General features: G+C 43.6%; 30 protein-coding genes and 1 riboswitch. Of the genes, 15 read left to right on the top strand and 15 right to left on the bottom strand.

Annotated elements, in window-relative coordinates:
• Window positions 1-38: 38 nt before the first annotated feature.
• Window positions 39-1,373 (bottom strand): hypothetical protein, encoded by a 1,335-nt coding sequence (locus ERJ70_RS06445; RefSeq protein WP_209368019.1) that lies wholly within the window; start codon window positions 1,371-1,373, stop codon window positions 39-41.
• 163 nt (window positions 1,374-1,536) lie between these two features.
• Here ERJ70_RS06445 and ERJ70_RS06440 point away from each other — a divergent pair, with 163 nt between their 5' ends.
• Window positions 1,537-2,325 (top strand): HAD family hydrolase, encoded by a 789-nt coding sequence (locus tag ERJ70_RS06440; RefSeq protein ID WP_209368017.1) that lies wholly within the window; start codon window positions 1,537-1,539, stop codon window positions 2,323-2,325.
• 179 nt (window positions 2,326-2,504) lie between these two features.
• Here ERJ70_RS06440 and ERJ70_RS06435 read toward each other — a convergent pair whose 3' ends face one another.
• A complete protein-coding gene (locus tag ERJ70_RS06435; RefSeq protein WP_209368015.1) occupies window positions 2,505-2,702 on the bottom strand; it encodes a YwbE family protein in 198 nt (65 codons plus the stop codon).
• Window positions 2,703-2,870: 168 nt separating this feature from the next.
• Window positions 2,871-2,978: riboswitch (SAM riboswitch) on the top strand.
• Between the two features lie 74 nt (window positions 2,979-3,052).
• Here ERJ70_RS06435 and ERJ70_RS06430 point away from each other — a divergent pair.
• The 6 genes from ERJ70_RS06430 (at window position 3,053) to ERJ70_RS06405 (ending at window position 7,274) form a co-directional block, all read left to right on the top strand.
• On the top strand, window positions 3,053-4,063 hold the full coding sequence (locus ERJ70_RS06430; RefSeq protein WP_209368013.1) for a methionine ABC transporter ATP-binding protein: 1,011 nt from the start codon (window positions 3,053-3,055) through the stop codon (window positions 4,061-4,063).
• Entirely contained in the window at window positions 4,056-4,718 is a 663-nt protein-coding gene (locus ERJ70_RS06425; protein ID WP_209368011.1) for a methionine ABC transporter permease, read from the top strand. The genes ERJ70_RS06430 and ERJ70_RS06425 overlap by 8 nt, the downstream gene beginning before the upstream one ends.
• Before the next feature lie 44 nt (window positions 4,719-4,762).
• A complete protein-coding gene (locus ERJ70_RS06420; RefSeq protein ID WP_209368009.1) occupies window positions 4,763-5,605 on the top strand; it encodes a MetQ/NlpA family ABC transporter substrate-binding protein in 843 nt (280 codons plus the stop codon).
• 461 nt (window positions 5,606-6,066) lie between these two features.
• A complete protein-coding gene (locus tag ERJ70_RS06415; protein WP_209368007.1) occupies window positions 6,067-6,585 on the top strand; it encodes a hypothetical protein in 519 nt (172 codons plus the stop codon).
• A 119-nt stretch (window positions 6,586-6,704) separates the two neighbouring features.
• Window positions 6,705-6,872, top strand: coding sequence for a hypothetical protein (locus ERJ70_RS06410; RefSeq protein WP_209368005.1), 168 nt, complete (start codon window positions 6,705-6,707; stop codon window positions 6,870-6,872).
• Window positions 6,873-7,043: 171 nt separating this feature from the next.
• Entirely contained in the window at window positions 7,044-7,274 is a 231-nt protein-coding gene (locus tag ERJ70_RS06405; RefSeq protein WP_209368003.1) for a hypothetical protein, read from the top strand.
• A gap of 840 nt (window positions 7,275-8,114) precedes the next feature.
• Here ERJ70_RS06405 and ERJ70_RS06400 read toward each other — a convergent pair.
• The 3 genes from ERJ70_RS06400 to ERJ70_RS06390 all read right to left on the bottom strand — a co-directional run bounded on the left by ERJ70_RS06400 (window position 8,115) and on the right by ERJ70_RS06390 (window position 11,573).
• The gene (locus ERJ70_RS06400; RefSeq protein WP_209368001.1) at window positions 8,115-8,747 is read right to left on the bottom strand and encodes an SDR family oxidoreductase; all 633 of its coding nucleotides are present in this window, start codon (window positions 8,745-8,747) and stop codon (window positions 8,115-8,117) included.
• A 133-nt stretch (window positions 8,748-8,880) separates the two neighbouring features.
• A complete protein-coding gene (locus ERJ70_RS06395) occupies window positions 8,881-10,272 on the bottom strand; it encodes a sodium:solute symporter family protein (RefSeq protein ID WP_209367999.1) in 1,392 nt (463 codons plus the stop codon).
• Window positions 10,273-10,682: 410 nt separating this feature from the next.
• Window positions 10,683-11,573 (bottom strand): 50S ribosomal protein L11 methyltransferase, encoded by an 891-nt coding sequence (locus ERJ70_RS06390; protein ID WP_209367997.1) that lies wholly within the window; start codon window positions 11,571-11,573, stop codon window positions 10,683-10,685.
• Between the two features lie 176 nt (window positions 11,574-11,749).
• On the opposite strand from ERJ70_RS06390, the gene ERJ70_RS06385 reads away from it, so the two are divergent.
• The 4 genes from ERJ70_RS06385 (at window position 11,750) to ERJ70_RS06370 (ending at window position 15,809) form a co-directional block, all read left to right on the top strand.
• On the top strand, window positions 11,750-12,535 hold the full coding sequence (locus ERJ70_RS06385) for a hypothetical protein (RefSeq protein ID WP_209367995.1): 786 nt from the start codon (window positions 11,750-11,752) through the stop codon (window positions 12,533-12,535).
• Between the two features lie 494 nt (window positions 12,536-13,029).
• A complete protein-coding gene (locus ERJ70_RS06380) occupies window positions 13,030-13,374 on the top strand; it encodes a DMT family transporter (protein ID WP_209367993.1) in 345 nt (114 codons plus the stop codon).
• Window positions 13,371-13,691, top strand: a complete 321-nt coding sequence (locus ERJ70_RS06375; RefSeq protein WP_245208137.1) for a DMT family transporter — start codon at window positions 13,371-13,373, stop codon at window positions 13,689-13,691. The genes ERJ70_RS06380 and ERJ70_RS06375 overlap by 4 nt, the downstream gene beginning before the upstream one ends.
• A gap of 195 nt (window positions 13,692-13,886) precedes the next feature.
• On the top strand, window positions 13,887-15,809 hold the full coding sequence (locus ERJ70_RS06370; RefSeq protein WP_209367991.1) for an ATP-dependent DNA helicase: 1,923 nt from the start codon (window positions 13,887-13,889) through the stop codon (window positions 15,807-15,809).
• Window positions 15,810-15,846: 37 nt separating this feature from the next.
• Here ERJ70_RS06370 and ERJ70_RS06365 read toward each other — a convergent pair whose 3' ends face one another.
• From ERJ70_RS06365 to ERJ70_RS06355, 3 genes are read right to left on the bottom strand one after another with little or no spacing between them, the layout of a single operon-like run.
• Window positions 15,847-16,014, bottom strand: coding sequence for a hypothetical protein (locus ERJ70_RS06365; RefSeq protein ID WP_209367990.1), 168 nt, complete (start codon window positions 16,012-16,014; stop codon window positions 15,847-15,849).
• Between the two features lie 4 nt (window positions 16,015-16,018).
• Entirely contained in the window at window positions 16,019-16,327 is a 309-nt protein-coding gene (locus ERJ70_RS06360) for a hypothetical protein (RefSeq protein WP_209367989.1), read from the bottom strand.
• Window positions 16,328-16,362: 35 nt separating this feature from the next.
• The gene (locus ERJ70_RS06355) at window positions 16,363-16,869 is read right to left on the bottom strand and encodes a GNAT family N-acetyltransferase (protein WP_209367988.1); all 507 of its coding nucleotides are present in this window, start codon (window positions 16,867-16,869) and stop codon (window positions 16,363-16,365) included.
• A gap of 125 nt (window positions 16,870-16,994) precedes the next feature.
• Between ERJ70_RS06355 and ERJ70_RS06350 the strand changes: the two genes are divergently transcribed.
• Window positions 16,995-17,387: a DUF1259 domain-containing protein gene (locus tag ERJ70_RS06350; protein WP_209367987.1), complete on the top strand. Its 393-nt coding sequence runs from the start codon at window positions 16,995-16,997 to the stop codon at window positions 17,385-17,387.
• A 214-nt stretch (window positions 17,388-17,601) separates the two neighbouring features.
• Here the strand turns inward: ERJ70_RS06350 and ERJ70_RS19995 are convergent, their stop codons facing one another.
• Together ERJ70_RS19995 and ERJ70_RS06340 are read right to left on the bottom strand one after the other, a co-directional pair.
• Entirely contained in the window at window positions 17,602-18,075 is a 474-nt protein-coding gene (locus tag ERJ70_RS19995; RefSeq protein WP_245208136.1) for an isochorismatase, read from the bottom strand.
• A 12-nt stretch (window positions 18,076-18,087) separates the two neighbouring features.
• Entirely contained in the window at window positions 18,088-18,720 is a 633-nt protein-coding gene (locus tag ERJ70_RS06340; RefSeq protein WP_245208135.1) for a Type 1 glutamine amidotransferase-like domain-containing protein, read from the bottom strand.
• Window positions 18,721-18,800: 80 nt separating this feature from the next.
• On the opposite strand from ERJ70_RS06340, the gene ERJ70_RS06335 reads away from it, so the two are divergent.
• A complete protein-coding gene (locus ERJ70_RS06335; RefSeq protein WP_209367985.1) occupies window positions 18,801-19,229 on the top strand; it encodes a VOC family protein in 429 nt (142 codons plus the stop codon).
• On the opposite strand, the gene ERJ70_RS06330 is transcribed toward ERJ70_RS06335, so the two are convergent.
• From ERJ70_RS06330 to ERJ70_RS06320, 3 genes are all read right to left on the bottom strand, one after another.
• Window positions 19,226-19,411, bottom strand: coding sequence for a hypothetical protein (locus tag ERJ70_RS06330; protein WP_074597852.1), 186 nt, complete (start codon window positions 19,409-19,411; stop codon window positions 19,226-19,228). The genes ERJ70_RS06335 and ERJ70_RS06330 overlap by 4 nt on opposite strands.
• A gap of 34 nt (window positions 19,412-19,445) precedes the next feature.
• Window positions 19,446-19,736 carry a DUF5316 domain-containing protein gene (locus tag ERJ70_RS06325; RefSeq protein ID WP_209367984.1) on the bottom strand — a complete coding sequence of 97 codons (291 nt, stop codon included), beginning with the start codon at window positions 19,734-19,736 and terminating at the stop codon, window positions 19,446-19,448.
• 296 nt (window positions 19,737-20,032) lie between these two features.
• Entirely contained in the window at window positions 20,033-21,175 is a 1,143-nt protein-coding gene (locus ERJ70_RS06320) for a DEAD/DEAH box helicase (protein WP_209367982.1), read from the bottom strand.
• Window positions 21,176-21,298: 123 nt separating this feature from the next.
• On the opposite strand from ERJ70_RS06320, the gene ERJ70_RS06315 reads away from it, so the two are divergent.
• Complete coding sequence (locus ERJ70_RS06315; RefSeq protein WP_209367980.1) at window positions 21,299-21,760, top strand: GNAT family N-acetyltransferase; 462 nt, start codon at window positions 21,299-21,301, stop codon at window positions 21,758-21,760.
• Between the two features lie 358 nt (window positions 21,761-22,118).
• Here ERJ70_RS06315 and ERJ70_RS06310 read toward each other — a convergent pair whose 3' ends face one another.
• A complete protein-coding gene (locus tag ERJ70_RS06310) occupies window positions 22,119-23,348 on the bottom strand; it encodes an IS110 family RNA-guided transposase (RefSeq protein ID WP_209367978.1) in 1,230 nt (409 codons plus the stop codon).
• Window positions 23,349-23,729: 381 nt separating this feature from the next.
• On the opposite strand from ERJ70_RS06310, the gene ERJ70_RS06305 reads away from it, so the two are divergent.
• The gene (locus ERJ70_RS06305; protein ID WP_209367977.1) at window positions 23,730-24,491 is read left to right on the top strand and encodes a class I SAM-dependent methyltransferase; all 762 of its coding nucleotides are present in this window, start codon (window positions 23,730-23,732) and stop codon (window positions 24,489-24,491) included.
• 187 nt (window positions 24,492-24,678) lie between these two features.
• Here the strand turns inward: ERJ70_RS06305 and ERJ70_RS06300 are convergent, their stop codons facing one another.
• Entirely contained in the window at window positions 24,679-26,187 is a 1,509-nt protein-coding gene (locus tag ERJ70_RS06300; RefSeq protein ID WP_209367976.1) for a BCCT family transporter, read from the bottom strand.
• Between the last annotated feature and the right edge of the window lie 79 nt (window positions 26,188-26,266).

Below are 26,266 nucleotides of genomic sequence, written 5' to 3'. Positions count from 1 at the left end.
AGGAAAAAGATTGCTAAACCAGCAGCAATTTACCGTTATCAGTCTTCCTCGTAAGGACTTCTGTCAAAAATGGTTTGGTCCTGTTCGGTGATCCATTCCAGTTCATGCCGGCTGCTTCTCTCTTCTGCTTCCATTTTATCTTCCATTGACAGGTAATCGTAGATCGCATAGTCTTCCTGGCTTTCAGTCTCGTACCTTCTTGGTTTGGAAGGCTTGGTGAACACTTGATAGACCTTTCTCAGCTTCTCTCCGCACGCAGAACAATCGTACTCATCAAACAAATACTTGGTTTTGTTAAAAAGACTGACCTCTACAGAAATATGCCTTTGCTGAATAAACGGACTGTATTTTTTCAAGCGGTCCTCCATGAGGAAATGCTGTGGCAATGGGTAATAAAACTCGTTGCAATTCTGGCAATATCGCTCATTAAGCCCAGCAGTATAAACGACTTCCAATTTACGGTTGAACAATAGGAAATACTCGGTTTGATTGCTGTTCCGCAGCTTATTTTGCATTTGCAAATCGTCTTTGGCGAGCACGCCCTCCGAAAAGCTCGAACAAACGCTGTAACGCAACCGACCCGACTGATACTTCCCGCCAAATCCCGGAAAAACGTAATGGTAGACAGCGATGTAGGAACCTTCTTTCTCTCTTTCCAGTGGAACAATCACTTTACGACACAAGTGGTCTTCAGCTTTGTTTTCCATCCACCACTTCCTGTATTCATGCTCTAGTTTATCTTTCAGCACAGTTTCGTCTCCGTTTTTTCCCCCCCATTGAACATGATTGCCACAGAGGAGCAACCCCACATAGGTTTTGCCCTCCTCTGGCCCTGTTTCCCGAAGGTGTTCCTTTAACTCAGGCAGCTGTAAATAATCAGCCGCCGTTTCTTTTACATCAGGAAAATCCAGATTGGAAATATACAAGGTTTGGATTGTTTGTTCAGTACATTCTCTGGCAGATGCTATTTTACGTCGATAATCTGAATTGTTTTGATATAGCCAGCGCTGCACTTGTTCGCTGTCCAGGCAGTCGTACTGCTGATTGACATCATCAACCCTATGTTGTATTTCTTCCTTACTCGGCGTCTGTATTATATCTTGCTCGTGTCCTATGTAAAATCGGACAGCTTTCAAGTTACTGACAATCTTCCCCAGGTTTTCCTGTATCACGGGTACCAGGCGACCATTCATCCCCGGGCCTTCCAGTTCAAAATCATCTTTCAGAAAAAGTTCGCCAAATGGTGTTCTGAAAGGAGGAAACACCTCCATTCCAGCAATGATAAGAAAATCGTCTTTAATTCCAAGCTTTCCTATACTTTCTGTAAAATCTCCGTTTCGAAAATCGATTACTTGCTTATGTAAGTTTTTCATGTCTGCTCTCCCGTATTTTAGACGCTTCGTTTTTGCCTATTTTACCATAACGGCCCTTATCACGTATTACCCAAAAATAAGGGCAAAGTTTTCATTAAAATCAAAAGATGTGATAAGATTCTTTCTAGTTAACGTATAATCAATCAAGCAAAAGGAGAATCACATGAGCGATTACAAGGTTTTGTTTTTAGACATTGATGGCACTATTCTGCGTCCTGATCATACAATCCAAGACTCCACCAGACAAGCAGTGCTGGAGGTCAAAGAAAAAGGTGTGGAGGTTTTCCTGGCAACTGGCCGTCCACTCCATGAAATCGCTGATATCGCCACGGAACTCGACATCCATTCCTTTATCGGTTATAACGGCGCTTTTGCCATCTACCGGGATGAAGTAATTGTCGATGAACCGCTGAAGGCTGATACGGTTCGAAAATTCACTGAAACGGCCAGCCGCCATGGACATGAAATGGTGCTTTATACAAGTGAAAAAAATTATTATACTTCGATGGAAGCCGATGTCGTCAAGCAGTTCATCGATGTATTTGAATTAAAGAAAAACGCCATATTCGGGCCAGAAGTGATCGATGAGATTTTGGGTGTTACCTTAATGAAGCTTTCGAAAACAGATACTACGCTTTACAAAGTAGAGGATGACATTGATTTTTCCCAAGTAAACGTAAGTGGACTGGACCATTGCTACGATGTCATAAGAGACAGTGTCAATAAAGGAAAAGCTGTGGCGAAGTTACTCGATAGACTGCAAATCCCGAAAGAAAGCGCGATCGCTTTCGGAGATGGCATGAATGACAAACAGTTAATGCAGGCAGTCGGCGAAGGATTTGCCATGGGGAATGCTCACCCTGATCTTTTCCAATATGCCAAGCATCGGACAACGACTGTAGAAGATTCCGGCATCTATAAAGGACTGCAAAGCTTGGGACTGCTAAATTAAGAAAAACGCGGGATGTCTCGCTCACCCCGGCAAGCTTAAGGACAGCCGAGGAAGGGATTATTCCCCACAGAGACAGAACTTCAAACTTAGAAGGCTAGATTCCAACTAACATATAAAAAAGGAGCGATCCGTCTGTTCTTAAAAATGACGGTCGCTCCTTTGTTTTATTTCATCCATTTTCAAACCTTATGGACGGACTTGACCCTTCCAACCTGTCCATCTTCCAAACGGACTTTGATTCCATGCGGATGTTCGCTTGAATTAGTGAGGATATCCCGCACAATCCCCCTGGTCAAATTTCCGGACCGCTGGTCTTTTTTCAGGACAATATCCACTGTATCACCCGGGTTTATGTTGCTGCGTTTTCTTCCATCCAACAAGGTCACTCCTTCCATCATTGCTGTTTGCATCTTACCATTAAAACCCCGGCGTTTCCATGAAAACCTTCTGTAATTTTTTGATTTTTACCAATTAAATTACATTGACAAACATTTATCAGCCAATTATGATAGAATCTATCTTACTTACAAATTACATAGCTAAAAATCTTATCCAGAGTGACCGAGGGAACAGGCCTGTCGACGTCACAGCAACCTTCCATGCGGAGTGGTGCTACCTCCTGCAGAATGGTGATTCATTCTGAAAGATAAGGATTGAATAGTTTTTCTTCCCTCTTTCTGAATGAAAGAGTTTTTTTATTTTTCGGACGATGTATGGGGTGAACAGGATGATTACAATTGAAAAGGTTAGTAAGGTATTTAAAACAAAAGCCGGCTTGGTGAACGGCGTTGACGATGTTTCCCTTGACATCAATAAAGGGGAAATCTACGGCATCGTCGGGTATAGCGGAGCCGGAAAAAGCACATTGCTCCGCTGTATGAATATTTTGGAGCGGCCGACTACCGGCAAAGTATGGATCGACGGAGTGGATTTGTTGAACTTATCCAGCAGGGAACTCCGGGTAGCAAGACAGTCGATCGGGATGATTTTCCAGGGGTTTTACCTGGTTTCATCTAAAACGGTCTTCGAGAATGTCACCTTTGCTTTAAAAGCTGCCGGGGTCCCCAAATCCAAACGGAAAAATCGCGTTTTGGAATTGCTTGAATTAGTCGGCTTACGTGAAAAAGCGAACGACTATCCCGCTCAACTTAGCGGTGGTCAAAAACAACGGGTGAGCATCGCCCGGGCCCTTGCAAACAATCCGAAGGTCCTGCTTTGTGATGAGGCGACTTCCGCTCTTGATCCGGGTACGACGAAGTCGATATTAAAGCTGCTGAAAAAAATCAATCAGGAGTTTGGCATTACGATTGTCATCATTACCCACGAAATGGAAGTTGTCAAAGAAATCTGCAATCGCTGTGCGGTCATGCAGGATGGACGCGTCATCGAAGAAGGATCTACCTATGAAATTTTCGCCAATCCGACCGAACCGCTCACCAAAGCATTCATTCAAACTGTCCTTAGCTTTGAACTGCCGGCCAAATTGTTGGAAAACTGCACCGGAACCTTGATGCGGCTCCAATTCCGCGGTGACATCGCCGGGGAAGCCGTTGTATCCGATATGTTGCAGTCTTTCCAGGTTCGGGGGAATATCTTGCATGGAAAAGTCGAATATATCGGTGAAACACCGCTCGGTATTTTCATTATGGAAATGACCGGTGAACAAACCGAAGTAGACAAAGCGATTGCTTACTTAAAAGAGCGCGTCAATCAGCTGGAGGTGATTCAGCATGCTTGATCGGATAATCGACATTTTGCCTGAGCTGAATACCGCTTTTTTTGAAACAATGCTGATGGTAGGAATAAGCTTGCTGGTGGCAATTGTTATCGGTTTGCCGATGGGGATTTTGCTTTATGTCACCGATAAAGGACTATTTCTGGAAAACAAATTTGTAAAACTGGTTGTCGGAATCATTGTTAATTTAATTCGATCGATACCATTTATTATTTTACTCGTTTTCCTGATTCCCTTTACCAAATGGCTGACCCACACAACCATCGGTCCACTGGCTGCATCGGTTTCCTTATCGGTGGCCGCCATTCCCTTTTATGCCCGTATTGTCGAATCGGCTGCCAGGGAAATCGATAAAGGTGTTGTCGAAGCTGCCGTTGCCGTCGGGGCTTCTCCGTGGATGATTATCAAAGACATCATCTTTCCAGAAGCGAAACCCGGCCTTATCAGCGGATTGACCATCACGGCCATCAGCCTGATCGGTTACTCAGCAATGGCAGGCACGGTTGGAGGCGGCGGTATCGGCGACTTGGCTATCCGGTATGGCTATTACCGCTATGATGATACGGTGATGTTCACCACTGTCATCGTATTGATTGTATTAGTTCAATTTGTGCAGTATCTCGGTGATTTTATCGCTAAAGCGGTCAACAAACGCTGAGAAATAATAAATAGTTTATCAACGAAGAATGAGGAGGAACGAGAATGAAAAAATTATTAACCTTTTTGACGATTTTACTACTTACGGTGTTGGCTGCCTGCGGCTCAGATGAAGGTGACAGCGGAAGTAATGGCGAAGGAAGCGACAGTGGCAAAAAAGAGATAACCTTTGGTGCCACAACCGGACCATACAGCGATATGGTCAATAAAGCCATCGCTCCACTTCTTGAGGAAAAAGGCTATACCGTGGAAAATAAGGAATTCACCGACTATATTCAGCCGAATAATTCGTTGGCGAACGGCGACTTGGACGCCAACTTGTTCCAACATAAAATCTACATGGAATCTTTTGCAGAAGAAAACAACATGGACTTATCAGAAGTAATCATTGTACCGACAGCACCGATGGGACTCTACTCCAACACATATGACAGTAAAGACGCTATTGAAGACGGCAGTACCGTTGTCATCGCCAACGATCCAACAAACTTGGCAAGAACGCTGGTCATGCTCCAGGATGAAGGACTGATTACGATCAGCGAAGACGTCGATCCATTACGTGCTTCTGTAGATGACATCGTCGAAAACCCTAAAAACCTGAATTTCCAGGAAATCGAAGCCGGTCAGCTTCCAAGAGCGGTGGAGAGCGAAGACTTAGCAGCCGTACCTGGGAACTATGCTCTGGCAGCCGATATGGATTTGCTGGATGCACTGGCGCTTGAAGAAATGCCTGACGACTATCGAAATCGAGTTGTAGTCAACACGGAAGATCTCGACAAACAATATGTCGAGGATATAAAAGAAGTAGTCGAATCGGATGAATTTGAACAGATTATCGATGAAGAATTCCAAGGCTTCGGAAAACCGGAATGGATGAAAGAAGAATAGAAAACGAAAGCAATGGCGCGACTGCGCCATTGCTTTTATTTTTCCCTCTACCGTTCAGCAATTTTCCTGGATGGAGGAGAAGTGAGAAGCTGGCTTATATTGTCATTTTAGATGCCTAGAGCAGCCAAAACAGCAATTAATAGAATGATTGGTGTAAATACTACAAACCAGAAGAACAACAATAGGATTGCAGCTACGATAGCCATGCAATATCACCTCTATTCTATTAAAAAGATTTTTGGTGAGGCCTCACATTACCAAACTATGAAATTTACGACGCTTGGTATAGACAGACATGACAACAAACCGCGGAAATACGCAAAAATAGTCGTCTGAACCTGCCGGGAAACGGACTGCTATCTATTTTTCAAAAAGGCGGGCAATATTAGTCATTCACACGGACGAAACCTTCCTCCCTACGTAATTATGTATAGAAAGTATAAATAAAGGATGGTGAAATAATGGCTAAAAGGACGCTTTTTTTTGAAAAAACCCCTGCAGGTTTCCGGCAGGTTAATGATCCTCAAGAACAGCACCGGATGCTTAATCGACAACAAAGCGAGCAGCAACAGGCAGTTTTAGTCGAGTCGACGAACTTTCTTGACCGTCTTCGCGCTGAATGGCAGACGAGGCAGTTAAATACAGACTCTCTGGATAAACTGCAGGGCCTGCTGCAAACCTTAAATACACCGCAAATAAAAAATGGATTTCAGCAAGTGATAGAATTGGCCCGGACGCGATTGCCGAAAAATTTTTTGAATGGAGTGATGAGTAAAATGGCAAATAAGGATTTTAGCGAACTGTTAAAGAACTTTACTTCTAGCGGGGACAGCGGCAAATTGATGGAAAAGGTCCTCAATGATCCGGAGCTTTCCAAGGAAGCTTTTGGAGCGATGAAGGATATGCTTAATGACGAAGAAAAATTTAAATCAATGACCAAAATGTTAAGTGATATGGTGGGAGAAGACAAGGAAAATTAAATGGGAATCCGAGGATTGCAAAGCGGTCATTTCAAAAATGGTTAGATATTCTAGTAGAAACATACTAGCAAAGTAGCATCCTTTCCATACGCTATAGTATGGAAGGAGGGATACCATTTATGCTCCCAAATGCAAATGCTCACCAGGCAAAGCTGAAAGATCTTAGAGCCGCCGTTCAATCCAAAAAGCAACAGTTGGTAACGAAGGCTGCCAGCAGGCGATCAAATCTTGACAGCGTGAAGAAGCGCTTTGCCGGAGCTGCTCAAGCAGCAAAAAAACAGCAGTAGGTAATGTTATTGGCGTTCTCCAATTTTAGTCTCCTTTCTATTATATAGAGGCGAAAAGGCTAGCTTCGGGATACTTTCCTTTTCGTCTTTTTTTGCGTTTGTCGATAGGTTTCCCCTAACAAGAAAATTGGCGTATAATGGCAGGGTAACAACCCGAAAGGATCGATTTCCATGACAGATAGAAAACAGTCCGGAAAACTGGCCGGGCTTCATACCCTCGTTGCACTTATACTGCTATTTTTGGCTTCCGTTTTTCAATCGGTATCGCCATTTACTTACCTAGCCGTGTTTTTCTTTTACCTCGGATTGGTGAATTTGGTAAGCCACTCCAAAACACTGATACCTGCAATCGGCAGTTTGATCATCGGCATTTTTGTGTACTTAATCGGAGTATGGATATAGAAATACAGCGTCTGGCTCTCCCGTTATGTATCCTTCATGCTAAATAGAGACAGACGCTGAAATTTCGCCGAATGGAAACATACTTGGTGAAGTAAAAAACCGTTGAACAGGGGATGAACATCTTTTTTCTCCTATTTCTCTACGATTCGGTCTTCATCAACTCGATGAAGTGCTTTTTTCCTCGGTTCTGCTTCCTTTTAATCTTCATCAACCGAATGAAGTGCTTTTTCCCCGGGGTTACGCTTCCTTTTAATCTTCATCAACCGGATGAAGTGCTTTTTTCCTCGGGTTCCGCTTCCTTTTGATCTTCATCAACTGGATGAAGTGCTTTTTTACCCGGGATTATGCTCTATTTTGATCTTCATCAACCGGATGAAGTGCTTTTTTCCTCGGGTTCCGCTTCCTTTTAATCTTCATCAACCGAATGAAGTGCTTTTTCCCCGGGGTTACGCTCCATTTTGATCTTCACCAACCGGATGAAGTGCTTTTTTCCTCGGGTTCCGCTTCCTTTTGATCTTCATCAACTGGATGAAGTGCTTTTTTCCTCGGGTTCTGCTTCCTTTTGATCTTCATCAACTCGATGAAGTGCTTTTTTCCTCGGGTTTCGCTTCCTTTTGATCTTCATCAACTGGATGAAGTGCTTTTTTCCTCGGGTTTCGCTTCCTTTTAATCTTCATCAACCGAATGAAGTGCTTTTTCCCTCGGGTTCCGCTGCCTTTTAATCTTCATCAACCGAATGAAGTGCTTTTTTCCTGGGGTTCCGCTTCTTATCAATTTTCACCAATTAGATAAAGTGCTTCATACAAAAAAAGCGTCCCTATAATAAGGAACGCTTTTTGCCTACAGTTTTTTCAATGCCTCCGGGATTTCGTCTTCTCCTTCGATTAAATCAAAGGACTTATGATGCGTGTTTGTTTCTTCGAGAGAGGTTACAATCACATTTGCAACATCGCCCCGACTGATGGAGCCTCTTTCGACGTCTTCAGCAGCTTGCACTTTACCGGTAGGCTCTTCGTGTGTCAATCCGCCCGGCCGGACAATGGTATACGTTAAACCGCTGTTACGCAAGTGCTCATCCGCCTCCCCTTTCATTTGCAGGTAATAGCCAAACGAGCCTTCGGCTACATCCGGCTGGTCAGCAAAAATGGAACTAAGCATAACGAAACGGTCGACACCTTGTTTTTTCGCCGTATCGACTAAGTTGATGGCTCCGTCACGGTCCACATCCTTGGTCTTTTCAGGACCTGTTTTAGAACCGGAACCTGCGGCAAAAATAACCGCATCCATGCCTTTTACGAGATCGGATACGTCTTTTTCCAAGTCTCCTGTCACAACATGGGCACCTATATTTTTCAAACGAGGAGCCTGCTGTTCATCACGTACCATGCCATACGCCTCATGGTCACGTTCCACCAAATATTGCAAAATAAGACGGCCGGTATGTCCATTGGCACCTGCTACAAGTACTTTCATAGGCACAACTCTCCTTTTTCCTTGTTTGTTCTGACTCCAAAATTATTTCATGCCTGTTAAAAGAAGGCAATTATTCCGCACACAAGTATCTTCCCGAGTCATCTTCCTGTTGAAACAGGCAAGAAAAGTGCTATTACTTTTCTGTAGTGGAAGTTGTCATAAACGTGACGATGACAAGTACAATTACTGCAACTGGCAGAGCGATAATAACACTGTTTAAATCAAATGGTTTACCAAGCGGTATTTCCCAAATCAGGGTAGTAATTACTCCGGCGACCATCGAAGCAACACCTCCTGCGGCATTCACCCTCTTCCAAAAGAAAACAGCTAAGATTGCTGGCGTCAGGCCCGCGCCATAAACCGTATAGGCATACATTTGCACTTCCAGTACTGTCGGAAAATAAGCGATGAGCAAATAGGCTAACAGCCCTAACAGAATAATGAAAAGCTTAGTCATTTTTAATAACTGTTTGTCTGTCGCGTCTTTTTTTATGAACTTGCCGACAATATCGTAGGTGACATTTGTAGCAGCTGACAGCAGATATGAGTTTCCGGTAGTAACGATAAACGCTGTAGCCGCTGCTAAAAGGATCCCCCCCACAACTGTAGGCATTACCACGGTGGTAGCCATCAACGCCATACCCGGATCAATATCAGGGAAAAGAGAACGGGAGGCAAAAGAAATAAAGGAAATGGAAGGCGAAATGAGCAGCATTCCTATCAACCAGCCAATTTGCGCCTTCTTAGAGGATTTGTCACCAGATGAAGAAGCAAGCCGTTGATACATATTTTGATCGCCTAATAATAAAAACAAAGAGGGAAGCAAAAACCCGAGTAGTTGTACGTTCGATAACGTTCCGGTGGCTGTTAGGTGATCCGCAGGTACATTGGCAGTAATCTCATCCCAGCCACCAGCTATTATAAAGATAGTCGGCAACGTAATAAATAAAGCGGCAATCGCAAGAAAAGCACTTAAAGCATCCGTCGGTGCCACGGAGCGCAGTCCGCCAATAGTGGCCAGAAAGATAATTAGAATCGCACCAATAATGGTTCCGACTTCAACGGACATACCGGTTGTCAGATTCAAAATGAATCCCAGCCCTGTCATTTGATAAGAAACAATACCGACAAAGGCTAAAATAATGATAATACTGGCTATCATCCGTGCAGTGGTCCCATATTTATCTTCAAGAATGCCGGAAACCGTGTATTTGCCAAATTGACGAATTTTCGGGGCGATTAGGTATAATATACCGATACCGACCAAAGTTGGAAGCATCATTAATAATGCTGGAATGATGCCATAACTGAAAGCCATGGATGTCTCCCCGCCGGAGATGCTGCCGCTTCCAGTCCAGGTAGCAAGCAATGTCCCCGTCAGGACAATAGTCCCCAAGCCTTTTCCGGCTAATATAAAGTCTTCGCTGCTTGCAATCTTCTTTGAAAAGTATATCCCCATGGCGATCATAACCACACCATAGGCTCCCACAAACCAAAGTAATGCTGGATTGTTGGTAAGTTCCATGTTGATAATCTCTCCTTTTTAAGTTTAGATCGATCTTCCATCCTGCAGCGATTGACACACAATGAAAAGGGTAACATACTGACTTTTTTTATCAACCAGACTTGAAAAAAACGAAAGGTTATACATCTATGGAAATACGTTCTTCATCCCACAGAATACACCTGTCCTACTGTAAGGATTCTCTAATAAAGGACAAAAGCGCAAGCGCCTTGCTCACCCCCGACAAGCTTAAGAACAGCCTCGGCGTGGCGCTTTTTGCCACACAGAGGGTGGGCTTAAGACCTCGAGGGTGTAGGCGCTGGAGCTGGACGTGGCTGTTTCAGCCAATAATGATCCACATTCAATTAAATTTATAATTTCCTATACAACAAGAAAATATCCCCGGAAACATTCAACCAGGGATATCTCAATCAATAAGCTGTTTTTTCAAAAAGAATCGTCACCCATTCATTGGCCTGTCGTTTTTCCTTAACGGAAAATCCTTTCTTGTGAAAATCAGCGACAACACTTTCTGCATTCCACTCGACAATACCGGAAATCAGGAATGTGCTGTTTTTTTCAGCTAGCAGATGTCTGTCCACTATTTTTCTTGTTTCCTCTGCCCCGATATTGATGATGATCAAATCGTAACGCTCTTTTATTCGGTAATCCCCTATTAGCAGGTCGGCCTTTTCCACCAGTAGCGGCTGCTGCAAATCATTCAGCTCGGCATTCAAGCGAATTTCCCTTTCCACTGGTTCATAATCAACAGCGGTCAGCGAATGCGCTCCCTTCAATCCAGCCGCTACTGACAACACACCAGAACCAGTTCCAAGATCAAGGATCGTTTGGCCGGATAAATCCATTGACAACAGGATGCGCAGACAGTCCTGTGTCGTTTCATGGAGACCCGTCCCGAATGCAGCCTGCGGTTCGAATTTCAGTAATTGCTTGTCCGGATAGTTATCCTCTTTGCCCGAATAGCAAAGGATCCAGCCATTTTCCAGATCGATGTCTTCAAAAGCCGTATCCCACTGTTGCTCATCCACTTCCCGATAATGAATAGCTTCTTTTGGCACCTTCAATGCCTGCTCTATCCGCGTAAAGTATGCTTGCGGAAGCCCGGGAAGACTGTCCTCTTCTGCATATACTTTTAACTCGGCATACTTTTGTTCGATTTCCCGATAGTCATATCCATTCTCGACTTGAAAAATTTCAATCGGAGGCTCGTAATATAGATGATAAACACCGACCGCATTTAATTTTTCGATTGCTTCGTCCACACTATCAGTCGATAACCGGACTACAAATTCATGTAACATGTCCAAAGTTCCTTTCTTATTCATCTTCTTTTTAAGTATAAGGACTTCTTTCCCCCCTTTTCAACCAACCTGTCTGTCCTGAACTTCACAAAAATTTCTCTATAAAAAAAGCAGGAAAACTGATACACTATAATACGGCGATTCTATCGGAAAAATTGATTTTTAGGAGTGTTACCTTGCGAAATGCAATCATATATATTCCCGTGATTATGACGGCGGTATTGGCTGGTTGTCAGTCAAGTTCCACCGCAGAAACGCACTCGGAGGATAATCAAATAGAAAGTCAGCTGGAACTGTCTGTTGATGCTGCGATCCCGGCGCAAATCAGCGAAAAAGATGAAGAAGAACGGACAAAAGAGCTGAATGCCTTATACAAGATGGATGAATTCGGATGGGGCAATTCCGAGTTGCCTAGTATGGAATTCGGACTGGGATCTATCCATTTCCAGAAATTAAACCGTACAGAAAAGGATAGGGAAGCGAATGGTCTGACGACTTTCTTCATGGATATCCAAGAAAAAAACGGAAATACCGTACTTGGTCAGATTGTCAAAGCTCCGGAAGACCGTCCGGAATGGAAAGGTAAAGATGCCAGTCTGGAAAAAACAGGCGAGACCTCTGCAAAGCTGACCATCGATGGTACTGCTTCCTATACGTTTACAGCTTTCGATAACCAAGAGCTCGACACGTTGTATGGGGACTGGAAAGAAACAGAGTCGGATGAAACCGTCACTTTTACAAAAGGACTCACAAGTAATCTTCATATTTCCATCCATAACCAAGAGCAAGTCCTGGCCGTCAACAGCCGTTCAGAGGACACGTTCTCCGGTGTATTTCTGTATCAACCGGATGAAGAGGATAAAACATTCACCTCCAGAGAAGTAGGGTTGGAAATAATTGATCAAACACATGTGGTAGTACATAGCCCGGAAGGTGTCTATAAATTGGAAAAAGAACAGTAAAAAACTTGTAGAGAAACAAAGGTTTCTCTACAAGTTTTTTTCGCTTTCTATCCAGGGTAGAACGTTAATGTCCTTGTATTATTAAGCAAAATCCATTTTATAGGTCGTTTGAAATTGCAAACCAGGCTTTGCTGTCAAGCAATGATCTGTTTACCCCCGGACTGCTTGCTTCGTACTGTGTATTGACTCCCCTTTTTCTCTCTTATCTGCTAACAATGTATCACAGGGGAGGCATCCTATCTAATCATTTGTCAACATATCTGACAAGCTTTTTGATGAAAAAGATTCCGCCCCTCTTCCTCCTAAACGAAAATGCAAGTTTAATCTTTCTATTAACAGCTAGCCATATTTCTTCGCAAAAGATTACAAACTAGTTAAAATTTTGCCCGCTTAGTTTTAATGTCTTTTTTGTGAGGTATCGTAATGCAAATTTATTTGAAGCAATAAACTTTAACGGCCCTGGGACCAGTTCAACATTCAAGGAGGACAACATCATGAAATTTTACGGCTTGCTGAGTACCTCGATCATATTGGAAACGACCGGTGCCTCGTTCATGAAGTTGGCAGACAACAGCTGGATGGCAGCGGCCATCGTCGCTGTCTGTTACGCCATCTCATTCACTTTGTACATCACAATTGCGTATCATTCAGAAATCAGTGTCGTGAACGCGATTTGGTCCGGTGTGGGAACTGCCTTGATTGTCAGTGTCGGAATCCTTGCTTTCGGAGAATCCAATTCTGCTGTAAAGGTTGCAGGAACATTGCTGATTATTGCCGGCGTTATTGGTCTGAACGTCAGTACAAGACAAAAAACCCCTTCAGCCGGGGAGGGAGCATGATGGCGTATGTTTATTTAATCAGCAGCCTAGTGCTGGCCTTTTTATCGAATCTATCGGTTAAGCTGGCCAGAGGTTATACAAGACCTGTTCCGACTATTTCGGCTTTTTTGTGCTATGCCCTCTGCCTGACCTGTTTAACGCTGGCTGTGCAACACTTTGAAGTTGGCTTCGTTTATGCAGTCTGGTCTGGAGTTACGGTAGTCTCGACAGCGGTAATCGGCATTTTGTTTTTCCACGAAACATACAATCGACTGAAAATCATGTCGATATGCATGATCATAGCAGGTGTTGTCCTCCTTCATCTGGAGACAGGCTGACATATGAAGAATGAATCCGCACTTGGATCAGGTGCGGATTTTATTTGTTTATAGTTCTCTACATAACAGTTATGTCAAAAATGTTTCAGTGAATGCCTGTAAAAATTCCTCCTTTCCATTTTTCTCCCGGTAAGACATCATCTTTTATGGTATCATTAAAGTTTAGCGACTGATCATGTATTTGAGGAGAATGTTATGTCTAAAACAAGTTCACTTCCATTTACCGTTGACAAGACGGAAAATTTTTATGATCGCCTCGGCGACTATGTAGGCGACGTTTTTTACGATATGTTACCGGAACAAGGTTACGAATTGAGAGATGAACAAATTTACATGGCTTTTCAATTGGAACAAGCCTTTAAAAACAAGCGGACCATATTTGCAGAAGCAGGCGTCGGTACGGGAAAAACGTTTGTTTACCTGCTTTATGCCATTTGTTATGCACGCCACCAACGTAAACCTGCTATCATTTCCTGTGCGGATGAAACGTTGATCGAACAGCTGGTCAAAAAGGGCGGCGATATCGAAAAGCTGGAGGAAGCTCTCGGTCTCAGTGTCGATGTACGTCTGGCCAAATCCAGGGAGCAATACGTCTGTGTGCGAAAACTGGACGCCCTGGCAAATCGGACCGATGATGAGAGCGTATTGGGTGTCCACGATCAAATACCTGACTTTGTTTTTGACCAGGGAGCATCCATGAAGGCATTCGAACGTTATGGCGACCGGAAAGAATATCCGTGGGTCTCCAATCAAACATGGGAGAAAATTGCCTGGGATCCTTTACAGCAATGCTCTACTTGTGAATGGCGCCACCGGAGCGGCCAGACACTGAACAGGGAGTACTACCGCCATGCCACTGATTTGATTATTTGTTCCCACGATTTTTACATGGAGCATGTCTGGACAAAAGAATCGAGGAAACGGGAAGGCCAAATGCCGTTGCTGCCAGAAGCCAGTTGTGTTGTTTTTGATGAAGGACATCTGTTGGAGTTTGCTGCACAAAAAGGCTTGACGTACCGTTTTCATGCCGACACCTTGACCAAGGTGTTGACAGGTTACATGAGTCAGGATGTACGGGAAGAAACCCTTTACTTGATTGAAGACATTCTTACCCTTCATGAAGATTGGTTTGGCCTTTTATCCGAAAAATCAACTATAGTGGAAGGATCCTCTCGTAAGGAAGTCACGCTCACGGACAACCTGTTGCGAATGGCACATACGTTAAATGAAAAGGTACAACAGGTCCTGGAACAGTTAGTGTTCGATTCTGAATTGTTTACCATCGATCCTTACCACATTCGGATCATTGAAGAGTATCTGGAATTTTTCTCCTATGGGTTATCGATTTTGTTAAAAGACGATGAAGGAATTTATTGGCTGGAAGAAGCCGGGACAGATACGACGCTGGTCATCATGCCGCGTTTAGTGGAAGATGTACTAAAAAAAGAAGTCTTTTCCCAAAGCATCCCGTTCATCTTCTCGTCGGCCACCTTATCGCAAGGAGGAGATTTCTCCCACTTGGCAGGCAGTTTGGGGATTGCGTCCTATGACTCTTTTTCTGTCTCCTCCCCATTTGATTATGGGAGACAAATGGCTATTTACGGACACGTCGACAAGGAAGACAAGTGGAGCCGAATCAGGGAACAACTACAGGAAAATGAAGGGCGCTCCCTGCTTCTCTTCTCTTCCAAACAAGAGATGGATTTGTTCCGTTCTTGGGCGGACAAGCAAGACTGGTCCTTCAGCATGCTTTATGAAGGAGATCGGGAAATCAGTGAAACAGTACGTAAGTTTCAATTGGATCCGTCTTCGGTGCTGTGTTCCTATCACTTATGGGAAGGATTGGATGTTCCGGGAGATGCTTTGACGCAGGTAATCATCGTTTCTCTTCCTTTCCCGCCGCATGATCCTGTCTTTCAGGCCAAACGAAAGCATGCTGCCAATCCAATTGAATCGGTTGATGAGCCTTATATGCTTCTCCGGCTTCGGCAAGGGATCGGCAGGTTGATCAGGTCTAGTAACGATAATGGCACCATCCACATCTGGCTGAAGCCAGAAGAAACAAATAGCTATCGACAAGCGATCGAAAAGGTCCTCCCGGTCGATATACAATGGTAAACCAAAACCAAGCTCTTAGTGGAGAGCTTGGTTTTTCTTAATGCTGTGGATCACTTTTGCGGTATTCCTTTACTGTGCTTACCACCCAAATGAATCCGCAAATCAGGCACAAGATGCCCATCGCCATATTTCCATCACGAAAAAACATCCAGGTCCCAATCGTGCCCGGGAGAATGACAGCAAAGTCTCTCCATTTCCGCGACAAAAAATCAACCCCTCTCATTTTGCAAAACATGCCGCGCTTCGGCTGCGTATCTTTTTTTCACCAAAAAGTCATACTGGGTAAAGGTTTCTCCTGTCTTGATCGGTTGAACCGTCCCGATTGGTACATGGTTTTTCTGGTGGGACGTTACGTTGAAAGGGATTCCATTTTGCTCAAGCCGGGAAGCGATCCTGCTGTATTCTTTTAAGGAAAACGCAGAATGAACCACTTTGAACCCGATTGCCTTTCTGAATTTCATGGCAATGCTTGCTGCGATAATCAGAAACAGCACTACTGCGATCAAGGTACCCTCCATTAGAACCCTCCTCTCTTTGACATTGTTACCCTTCTTCATAATAGGCGCATGTAGCGAAGTGATTGGTAATACTCGTCTTGGGAACTTCCATAGTCGGGCTGCTTGGAATGAATTTGGAACCCACGAGTCTCGTAAAAGGGAATCGCCTTTTGGTTACCTTCCGCTACGGACACCCATTGCTTGATTGCACCCAAATGTTTTTGCTGTTCAGTAACTGCCTCAAGCAACATGGTTCCAATTCCCTCATTCCGCCGTGCCGGATCAAGATAAAGCACATATATCTCCGCTTCCTTTTCTTCCGTCATTCCGCCTCCAGCTGCTCCGACTACATTTCCCTCTTCCAGCGCTACAAACCAGCCGCCCCAGGATCTGCCCGTCTTTTCGATTTCCTTGAGAATTCGCGACTGGTTATAATATTCTTCAATGACTCTTTCAATATATGCCTCACTCCGCAATTCCCTGTATGTATCCCAATTAGCCTTCGTGCATACGCTTGCGATTCCAGCTGCATGTTCCGGCTGGGCTTTTTTTATGGTTATCAAACTGCTTCTCCTCTTTCCTTTTAGTTAGCTGATTGGCTTGCTTTTATTTTTTCCAAATCAAGGGTGTACGTTCTTCTTCATAGGGAAAAAGGAATTACATAGACAATTTAAAGGAGATGACTTGTATGCCAGATATCCAGGAAATAGCGAAAACTTTCGGTGACATCCTCGGTGTGGAAACCGAAGTCGAGGACGGAATGTGCGAAGCTGAAAAAGAACGGGACTTGGACGTCACGGTTCAAGGGCGTCCCTTCAAAAGCGAATTATCGATGGAAATTCATTTTGAATCCCTGGAAGAAGACGGTACTGCCTTGAATCATGCTGAAATTGTAGTACTCCCGGAAGAAATACCCGAATTCACAAGGGCTCTCGGTAAAAACGATCTTACAATTACTGCTTTGCATAATCACTGGTTGTTCGCCGAGCCGAATATCAAGTACCTCCACGTTCAATCTGTTGAAAAACCGGAAGATTTTGCGCGGAAGCTTTCAAAGGCCATTTCCGTTTTAAAAGATTAGAAATGTTAAAGGGTCTTCTTATGTTTCGAGGACCCTTTTTTTCTATGGTATTTTCACAGATTTTGTTGCTTCAAATAGAATCTTGAGCTATGTCCATGACTCGAATGCTAATTAACACTACGGAATTACACTCGGTTAACGTGGTACAGACAGGGTGCTGTATGATCAACATTTGCTGTAGAGAAGCATTATCCTCTTATAATAAATCCTATACTTAGAAATCCTCGTTCATGTGATACTGTAAATACTGATCTATATCGGGAGTGCCGGCTGGATTGTTTAACACCGCCATCACCCAACAGTCCCTTTCGAAATTCAATACCTTGAGATCCCACGTACAGGCTATCAGTCCTTTTGGTGTGCAATATTCAAACTGCGGTTTCTCTCCATGTTTTGAAATATATACATGATGGTTTAGTTCATTTTCATTGGACCACCAGTCGATGAAAATAAAATCTGAATCCTTCCCATCGTGCACGCCGATGAACCCGACGCCGTAACGGTCGCTGTTCATCGCCGGAAAAGGCACTGTCTGCAATGCTAATGTTCTGGCTGTATCGACCAGTTCTTTCCTCGGTTGCCCTCCCTGATAGGAAATACCGTAAACCTTCATCCGCCAACCTTGCTTTTGCCAAATTTCTAAGAAGCGAATCGAACGTTTTTTATAGTCGTCAGCCAATTGAATCATTCTACTCCCCCTTTAGCCTCTCATTACTTTGATATTTCCCTCTGTTAGAACCAATGACTGATTCTTAAAATAACACCCAGCATCATCGTCTATGCCATAACCTGTGGGAACGGCCGTTTTCCGGAGTGCTTTTTGCAGGTTTGCTTCTTCTTGCCACTTCGTAAAATGGGCACTGATGATGATATCTTCGATTAGCCCCAAACCAGGAAGAAATAAATGTTTTCCTTCCCGATTATCGATAGGAGGTATGACACAGTGCTCCGGACTGATCAATGCCCCGGCAGAAAATCCGGCTACCGGCACTCCCGACAGATAACGCTGCCTTATCCGTTCACCAATTGGCGTATCCACTATGTAGTTACGGTAGCGAACGGTATCTCCCCCACCGATGACAATACCGCTGCATGCGTCTAACTGTTCCAATTCACTTGTTGAGACGTGGACGTGAAGCGGCATGTAAAAGAAGTCCTGCAGACCATGCTCTTTTAATACCGAAGTATACTTCGACATATACTCCTCCCAGCCCTCTCTCTCCAAGAATAAAATGGCAACTTTTTTGGTTGCCTGCCTGGCAGTTTCGGCAAAAACCTTTCCCAACTCTGGCGTAAATGGCGGACTTCCGCCGAATAGAAATAAGTGTTGCATAGAATCCACCGACCTTTTTAAGATTTATAGGTTCTGAGAATATGGTAAAATGAGCTCAACCTGATTAAAGGAGAATTTTTATGACATACGAACTCGATCACATTGGAATTGCAGTCCGTGATTTAGAAGCAAGCATTGCTTTTTATCAACACGTCCTGGGCGGAAAACTCATCGATCGTTACCGAAGTGAAACAAAAGGGGTCGAGAGCGAAATTGCTATTATGGAAGTGAACGGAAACCGCACAGAGCTGCTAAAACCGACAAATAATGAAACCTCCCCCATCGCCCGATTCATCAGGCAAAAAGGCAAAGGAGTCCATCACATAGCCTACCACGTCCATGACTTGGAAAAAGCCTTGGAGGATTTAAAAACAGCAGGAATCCGCACCTTGCCTGACAGTTTTCGTGTCAACAAGCACGGCCGTCGCTTGGTTTATTTGAATCCAGCTGATACAGAAGGTACCATCATCGAATATTGTGATTATCCTGAGAATACAGAAAAAAATTAGCCACCGAAACCACCACCGGGCGGCAGCTTGTCGAATTGGCTTCTCGCCCGTTCCTCCGCCTGCATTTGAGCAGTCGACTTACTAGAATCAGGCGACTTCATGTTAAATTTGAGCTTTAAGATGATGGCAATGACTACTATCACCGCAATTGCTCCCCAGAAAATCCAGCCAAACATCGTCATATTGATCCCTCCTTATGTAAGGATTCGAACTTTATTATGCAATCAATAAATAAAATAGGATAGCTGAACAGATATTGGGAACGGCAGCTTTTAACGAAAACAACATCATGCCATACCTTTCTTGTCTTGTCTGTTTTGTTTCCGAATGAATATTCCTTCCATATTGCTGACCGCTGACAAAAGCCCCAGATGTCAAACCGGCAAGAGTCACACAAAGCAATGCAGCCGCTCCCGTAATCTTATAAAGATACGTAAAATCGGTTGTAACAAAAGCTGTAATTAGTGCCACTCCAACCCCGATAAACCCAAAATACACAGCCTTCATACAAAACACCTGCCTTTCCCTCATTACTACCTATACGAATAAGCAAGCCAAAAAGTTCCAAAAAAATGGAGGGGACAGTCCCCGAACCCATCTAAAAAGCAGTTTTATGCTTTTATGAGCGTTTCGGGGACTGTCCCTTCTTCTGGTTATTTCGCAGTAGAAAGCGGTTTGGGGTCAGACCCCAAACCGCTACAAACCCCGGAAAATTAGTATTTCCCCTTCTAATCACCGCTTTAAGAGACCTTTTGGGGTCAGTCCCTCCAAAGGTCATTGACCGCTTGGAGGGACTGACCCCTCTAATAAGATTGCAAGGTGCCTTTGTAGAGTTTTTTTCTGGTTATCGGGATGTTGAGCTGGCTGCTATACCTTTTGAGTTTCTTTTCTTCCTGTGCTGTAATGATGGACAGGACTTCTCCTCCAGTGGTACCGAGCCGTCCGGTTCTTCCCGCTCGGTGGATATATTGGTCTGCCTCTCCAGGTAGATCGATATTGATGATATCGGTAATATCTTTGATATCCAGACCTCTTCCAGCTACGTCTGTCGCCAAGAGAAGATCCAATTCACCAGAACGGAAGGCCTTGATTGTTCGCTCTCGCTGCTGTTTCTTGGAATCCCCATGCAGGATACCAGCATTGATTCCCTTGTACTCCAGCTTTTCAGCAAGGACAGTGAGGCTGCCGATATCATTGCCGAAGGCCAACGCTTTTATATGGTCCTTACGACGAATCAGTTTGCGCAGCACTTCCAGCTTTTCTCGTACCTCTACTACTAAATAGCCGTGCTTGACAGGAGGGGTATCTGTTTCTTCTCTGCCTATACGAATTACGGATGGTTCTTCCATCATGTACAAGGCGGCCTCTTCCACTGCTCTGGAAATGGTAGCGGAAAACACCAACAGCTGCCGCTCGTTCAAGGTGCTTTTGATGATGGCCTGGATTGTTTTCTCATGCTCGGTAACCACTAATTGATCCGCTTCATCCAATACGATCGTTTTCACTTCATGCATCTTCAACTTCTTTTTATTAATTAGTTCCTGCACTCTTCCCGGTGTACCGGCTATGATTTGCGGGCGTTTTTTCAGCTTTTCCAGCTGACGTTTGATGTTCGCTCCGCCGATAAGCGATGCACTGCCAATTCCGCTGCCGGCAGCCCAGGTTTGGATTTCCTGATGGATTTGCATGACCAACTCATGAGAGGATGCAAGAATCACTGTCTGGACATGCTTTTTTTCTGGATCTATTTTTTGTAAAAGCGGTAATATGTAAGCAAGCGTTTTTCCGCTTCCGGTCGGTGATTCCGCAATCACATCTTTTCCTTGCAGTATCTCCGGAATTGCTTTTTTCTGGATTGCTGTCGGCACTGTAAAACCAGCCTTTTCCCACGCTGAACGCAAATACGGTCGAGGCTCTAAAAATAACATATCGATTCCTTGTGGCATTTATAAAAAATCCTTTCTGTTGTCTCTATTCATTTCGTTTCTAGTATGAGCGCTAAAATTCCACCCTACTCCTGTCTATTATAAGCTATAATACAAGCAAACCGTTAATAGGGGGAATAAAACTTGAACATCACTGAAACAACCGACTGCCAAACTATCGCAAATCTAAATCAAACCGTACACCAGCTTCACCGGCAGCTTTATCCCGATATCTTCGACGAATACAATGCCCAAAAGGCACTTGGTTTCTTTGAAAGCATCATCGATAAACCGGAATTTACCTTTTTGCTCGTAGAAGAGGACAAACAACCAGCCGGTTTTGCCTGGATTGAAAAAAGAACCTATCCTGGAATTGCCTATCTGGATACATACCAATCCATTTATGTCCATCAAATAAGCATAGAGAACGCCTATCAAGGCAAAGGATTTGGTTCCAGGTTAATGGAAGAAATATTCGACAGGGCCGCGTCTGAAGGAATTAGCCGCATTGAACTGGACTACTGGACCGCCAATGAATCAGCCAAGACTTTTTATCATAACAAGGGCTTCCAGCCATACCGCGAAACTGTTTATAAGCATTTATGAAGGGTATTCCTAATAAATTTATTTCTCTCCAAAACGTGCCTGTCAGCCTTCTCATTATAAGCTCTGGTAACGGCTAATAAGGAAGTCACTACGAAAGACTGAATGATGAAATAGTTCTGATACAGAATATGGTAATTTATGGTACACTTAGGTTATCTATTTATCGATCGAAGCATAATTGTTACAGGTGAAGGTGTACTAAAAAGATAAAAAGACCTGCGGTAATATGTCAAACAAAAATTAAATTAATATTTGATAATCAAGGTACACTTTATCAAAAAAGGCAACACCAAACTAGACCAGTAATATATGTAAATTACTGGAATGGAATAAAAAGGATTTAGAAGCTAGATATGCTTCATTCATTCACGCTCCTTTTCGACGTGTAGACTTGGTGATTGCGTAGTAGCGCATCAACCAACCGTACTAATTTTCTTGCGGTTAAGACGAGTGCCCTTTTATGTTGGTGTTTTGGTACTTCTTTGTATTTCTTCGCGTAATACGCTTGGTACTCAGGAACTTGTCTTCTTACCGAGTTGGCGGCTTCAACAAGGTAATATCTAAGGTACTGATTCCCATTACGAGATAGCGAAGTATCATCAGCTGTAAAACGTCCTGATTGATTTTTACGCCAATAGAGGCCTGCGTATTTAGCAATCTTTGTCTCATCATCAAAGCGTTCAATTTGGCCAATTTCTGCAATAATTCCTGCAGAAAACACAGGTCCAATCCCTGGGATTGTTTCAAGTGTTTCCGTTAATCCAGCCATGATCCGTTTGATGGCTTTATCTATCTCTTTTACTTGTTTTTGAAGTGTGCGAATCACTTCAATAGTAGTGCCAAGGATGAGATCAATAGAGTTTTCCAAGACCTTGTCTAATCGATAAGAAGAACGAACGGCTTTTTGGATTGATTTAGCTACACATTCGGCATCACTGAAACGATTCTTCCCTTTCTCTTGAAGGAATGCAGCTAGATCTTCCAATGGCATTTGAGATAGTTCTTCTAAACTGAATTTCTCGAAAAAGAGTTCCATCATGGCATTACCAAAAATGGAGGAGTCCACTTCCTCTTGAAAGGTATTGCATTTGTAACTCAAGTGTTGAAGAAAGTGCTGTTTTTCTTTGGTCACCTGATGAACGAGTTGGTATCTCGAACGAGTAAGCTGTTGGAGTGCTATGTATTGGCTCTCTTTAACAACAGACATATTGGCTCGGCCAAAGCGCAGGTAATCAGCTATAACAAATGCATCAATCTCATCGGTTTTGTCCATATCACTATAACTCTTTTTAAAGTTCTTAATTTGTTTAGGATTCATGACAAACACTTGTGTACCAAGTGCCTTGAGTGACTCGTCATTATGAAAAAACATAGATGGATGAAAGCTATAGACCGACGTAGACTCAAGACCAATTTTGAGTATATCGACTTTTTGGCCTTCGACACACTCTAGAATAGAATCTCGTAATAGAGTTGCACCTGGTAGATCATTGGATACGGTGAAGCTTCTGAGTTTATCTCCTTCACCATTTAGTAAGCAAACCTTGATATCAAAAGAACTAACATCTAATCCAGCAAATAATTTCACGGGGGATACCCTCCTTTCAAATTAGAATCATTGGTACTTATTTCTTGGACGCCCTGAGATATCCCTAGTGTGAACGCCGATCAGCAACCTCGTGTATCAGTACTATCCTTGGTTCGAAAGCCGCCCTAGAGCTACTATTTTCTAGGTTCGAAGAACAAGGTGCACAGCCTGCGAGTAGGAAGTTCCGCACGTACACTGGGAAACAGTCTTAAAGTGTGGTCGAGCCACAGGAGATGAAAGAATTGTCCCAAATGATCCTAAGACCATTATCTAGAAATATCTCAGGGTGTCCAAGACTTTTTGACATTGATAGCAGGAAAAAATGTAAAAACTGAAGGCTCTATTTGAGGGCCTAAACATAATATACGAGGAGATGATACAGTGTTAGGTTATTATCATAAACTTTCTTCAGAAGTATATGATATGGACAAATATATTGGCCTTTCATTTGGAGATGTTGAATTTTATGGCGATCGATTAGCCTCTTGTAAGGGTCAAGTCCTTGAACCAGGAGTTGGAACTGGACGAATGCTTATCCCTCTCTTAGAAAGCGGGTTGAAAGTGGATGGCATGGATGTTTCGCAAGAAATGTTAAAAATATGCCGTCATAACTGTGATGATAGAGGACTCAACCCAAAACTATTCGAGGGTCAGATGGAGTCATTTTCATCAGATACAAAATATGAAGCTATTATCGTGCCGAATGGAACATTCTTGCTGTTACATAAGAGAGAAGACTCTATCAAAGCAATAAAAAATTTCTATAACCACCTCTCTAATGGAGGTCGGCTGATTTTAGATACTTTTCTAGAAACTGATTTTTCAATTGACAAAATATCAACAAGAACTTGGAAAACGAAGAATGGCGATATCATTACATTGGAATCAAAAGTAGTCGAGGTTGACTATTTAAACCAGTACAAAATTTCTCATAACCGCTATGAAAAATGGAATAATGGCGAGCTACTCCACACTGAACTAGAACAATTTCCATTGCGATGGTATGGCGTTGAAGAGTTTAAAATGTTGCTTGAAAAGATAGGGTTTGAAGACATAATCATTTCGGCTGATTATAAGTACGGACAATATCCGACTGATTCGGACCAAATAATTACATTCGAGGCTACTGCAAAAAAAGAGTAAAATGTATTTCTTCAATTAATGGGGAGTTTTCATACCGGGACAGTCTCACAAAACTATAAGTTAAGTACTTGCTAACTATCAAACAAAAATTAACGTTTGTTTAGTAAGCCAAATAATTCATTTTAACAGAGCTTTTCTATAAAATTTTTTCTCCTAAAAAAACCGGCAAATTACCTGCCGGTTTTCTTCAATTTGTCGGATGCTTGCCGAACTCTTCCCGAAGCCCTTTGATTAACGAGACGATCATCACGAGAATGATCACTGTGAACGGCATCGCAGTCATGATTGCCACTGCGCGTAATGCTTCCAGTCCGCCGCTTAGAAGCAAGACCGCTGCCGTGATCGAAATCAGAAACCCCCAAGAAAGCTTCGTCAGGGTCTTAGGATTCAGTGTACCTTTTGAAGACAAAACACTTAACACATAACTAGCAGAATCAGCTGAAGTAATGAAGAAAATCGTGATCAACAAAATACCCAATATATTCAATACCAATCCTAGCGGAAGGTTGCCGAGCATCATGAAGAATGCCACTTCCTCATGCTGTTGTGCTCTGGAAGCAATGTCGATACCTTCGCTGATTTGCATATGCAAGCCGGTGCCGCCCATGATGGAAAACCAAATCGCACCAAGCAAAGCCGGGACAAACAAGACACCGAAAACGAACTCTCTGATCGTCCTGCCTCGTGAAATACGGGCTATAAACGTCCCGACATAGGGTCCCCAGGCAATTACCCAGGCCCAGAAGAAAATCGTCCATTGTCCCCGCCAGGAACCATCTGAATAAGGCGACAACGATAAGCTCATCGGAATATATTGACCGATATACTGCCCGACCGCTGTCGTAAAGCTTTCCAGTAAAAATGCGGTCGGGCCAAGGACAAGCACGAAAACCATCAGCACACCTGCGATGATAATATTGCTTGAGCTTAAGTAGCGCATGCCTTTGTTTACCCCGGAAACCGCCGAGGTGATGAACAAGCCAGTGACAACTGCAATGATAATCAGCTGGGTCACTTTACTATTCGGCGTTCCGAAGACTTCGGAAATTCCGCCGCTCACTTGCATGGCACTGAGCCCAAAGGTTGTTGCCACTCCTATTGCAGTAGCAAGCGTGGCAAAAATGTTGATCACTTTTCCCACTACTCCATCCGTCCGTTCGCCGAGCAAAGGATAAAAGGCATGGCTGATCAATCCAGGACGATTTCTCCTGAATTTAAAAAACGCCATCGATAAGACGATGATCGCAAATACTCCCCAGGGCTGGAGCGCCCAATGGAATACACTGTAAGTCAATGCAGCTTTGGCCGCTTCATTCGTTTCCGCCTCGTAGCCCGGCGGCGGTTCTACATAATGCAAGACTGGTTCTGCCACGCCCCAGAAGACGAGACCGACACCCATCCCGGCCGCGAACAAAAGCCCGAGCCAGGTGAAAAAGGAGTAGGTGGGCTTGCTGTCAGGCTTGCCCAGCTTCAAATGACGATAAGGACCGATGGCAAGGTATAAGCAAGTTAACACAAAAATCGTCGTAGCCAGCATATAAAACCAGCTAAAGTAATTGCGCATCCAGTGAAGACCGGCTGTCGACGCCTGGCTCAACTGCTCAGGAAAAACGACTCCCCAAGCGACGAACAATACGATGATGCAAAAGCTGACGGAAAAAACGGCACCAGGCGCTTTCTTTTTAGCTCTGTCCATATTTCCACCTCTTTCCTTCGGTACAGCTCATCCTTATGCTGTACCCATTCCCGAAAAGAGATAAAACAGACGGAAAAGG

This window comes from Sediminibacillus dalangtanensis, from assembly GCF_017792025.1.
Classification (GTDB): Bacteria; Bacillota; Bacilli; order Bacillales; family Amphibacillaceae; genus Sediminibacillus; species Sediminibacillus dalangtanensis.
The sequence above is the reverse complement of the archived record's forward strand: the minus strand, read 5'-3'. Positions and strand labels throughout refer to the sequence as shown.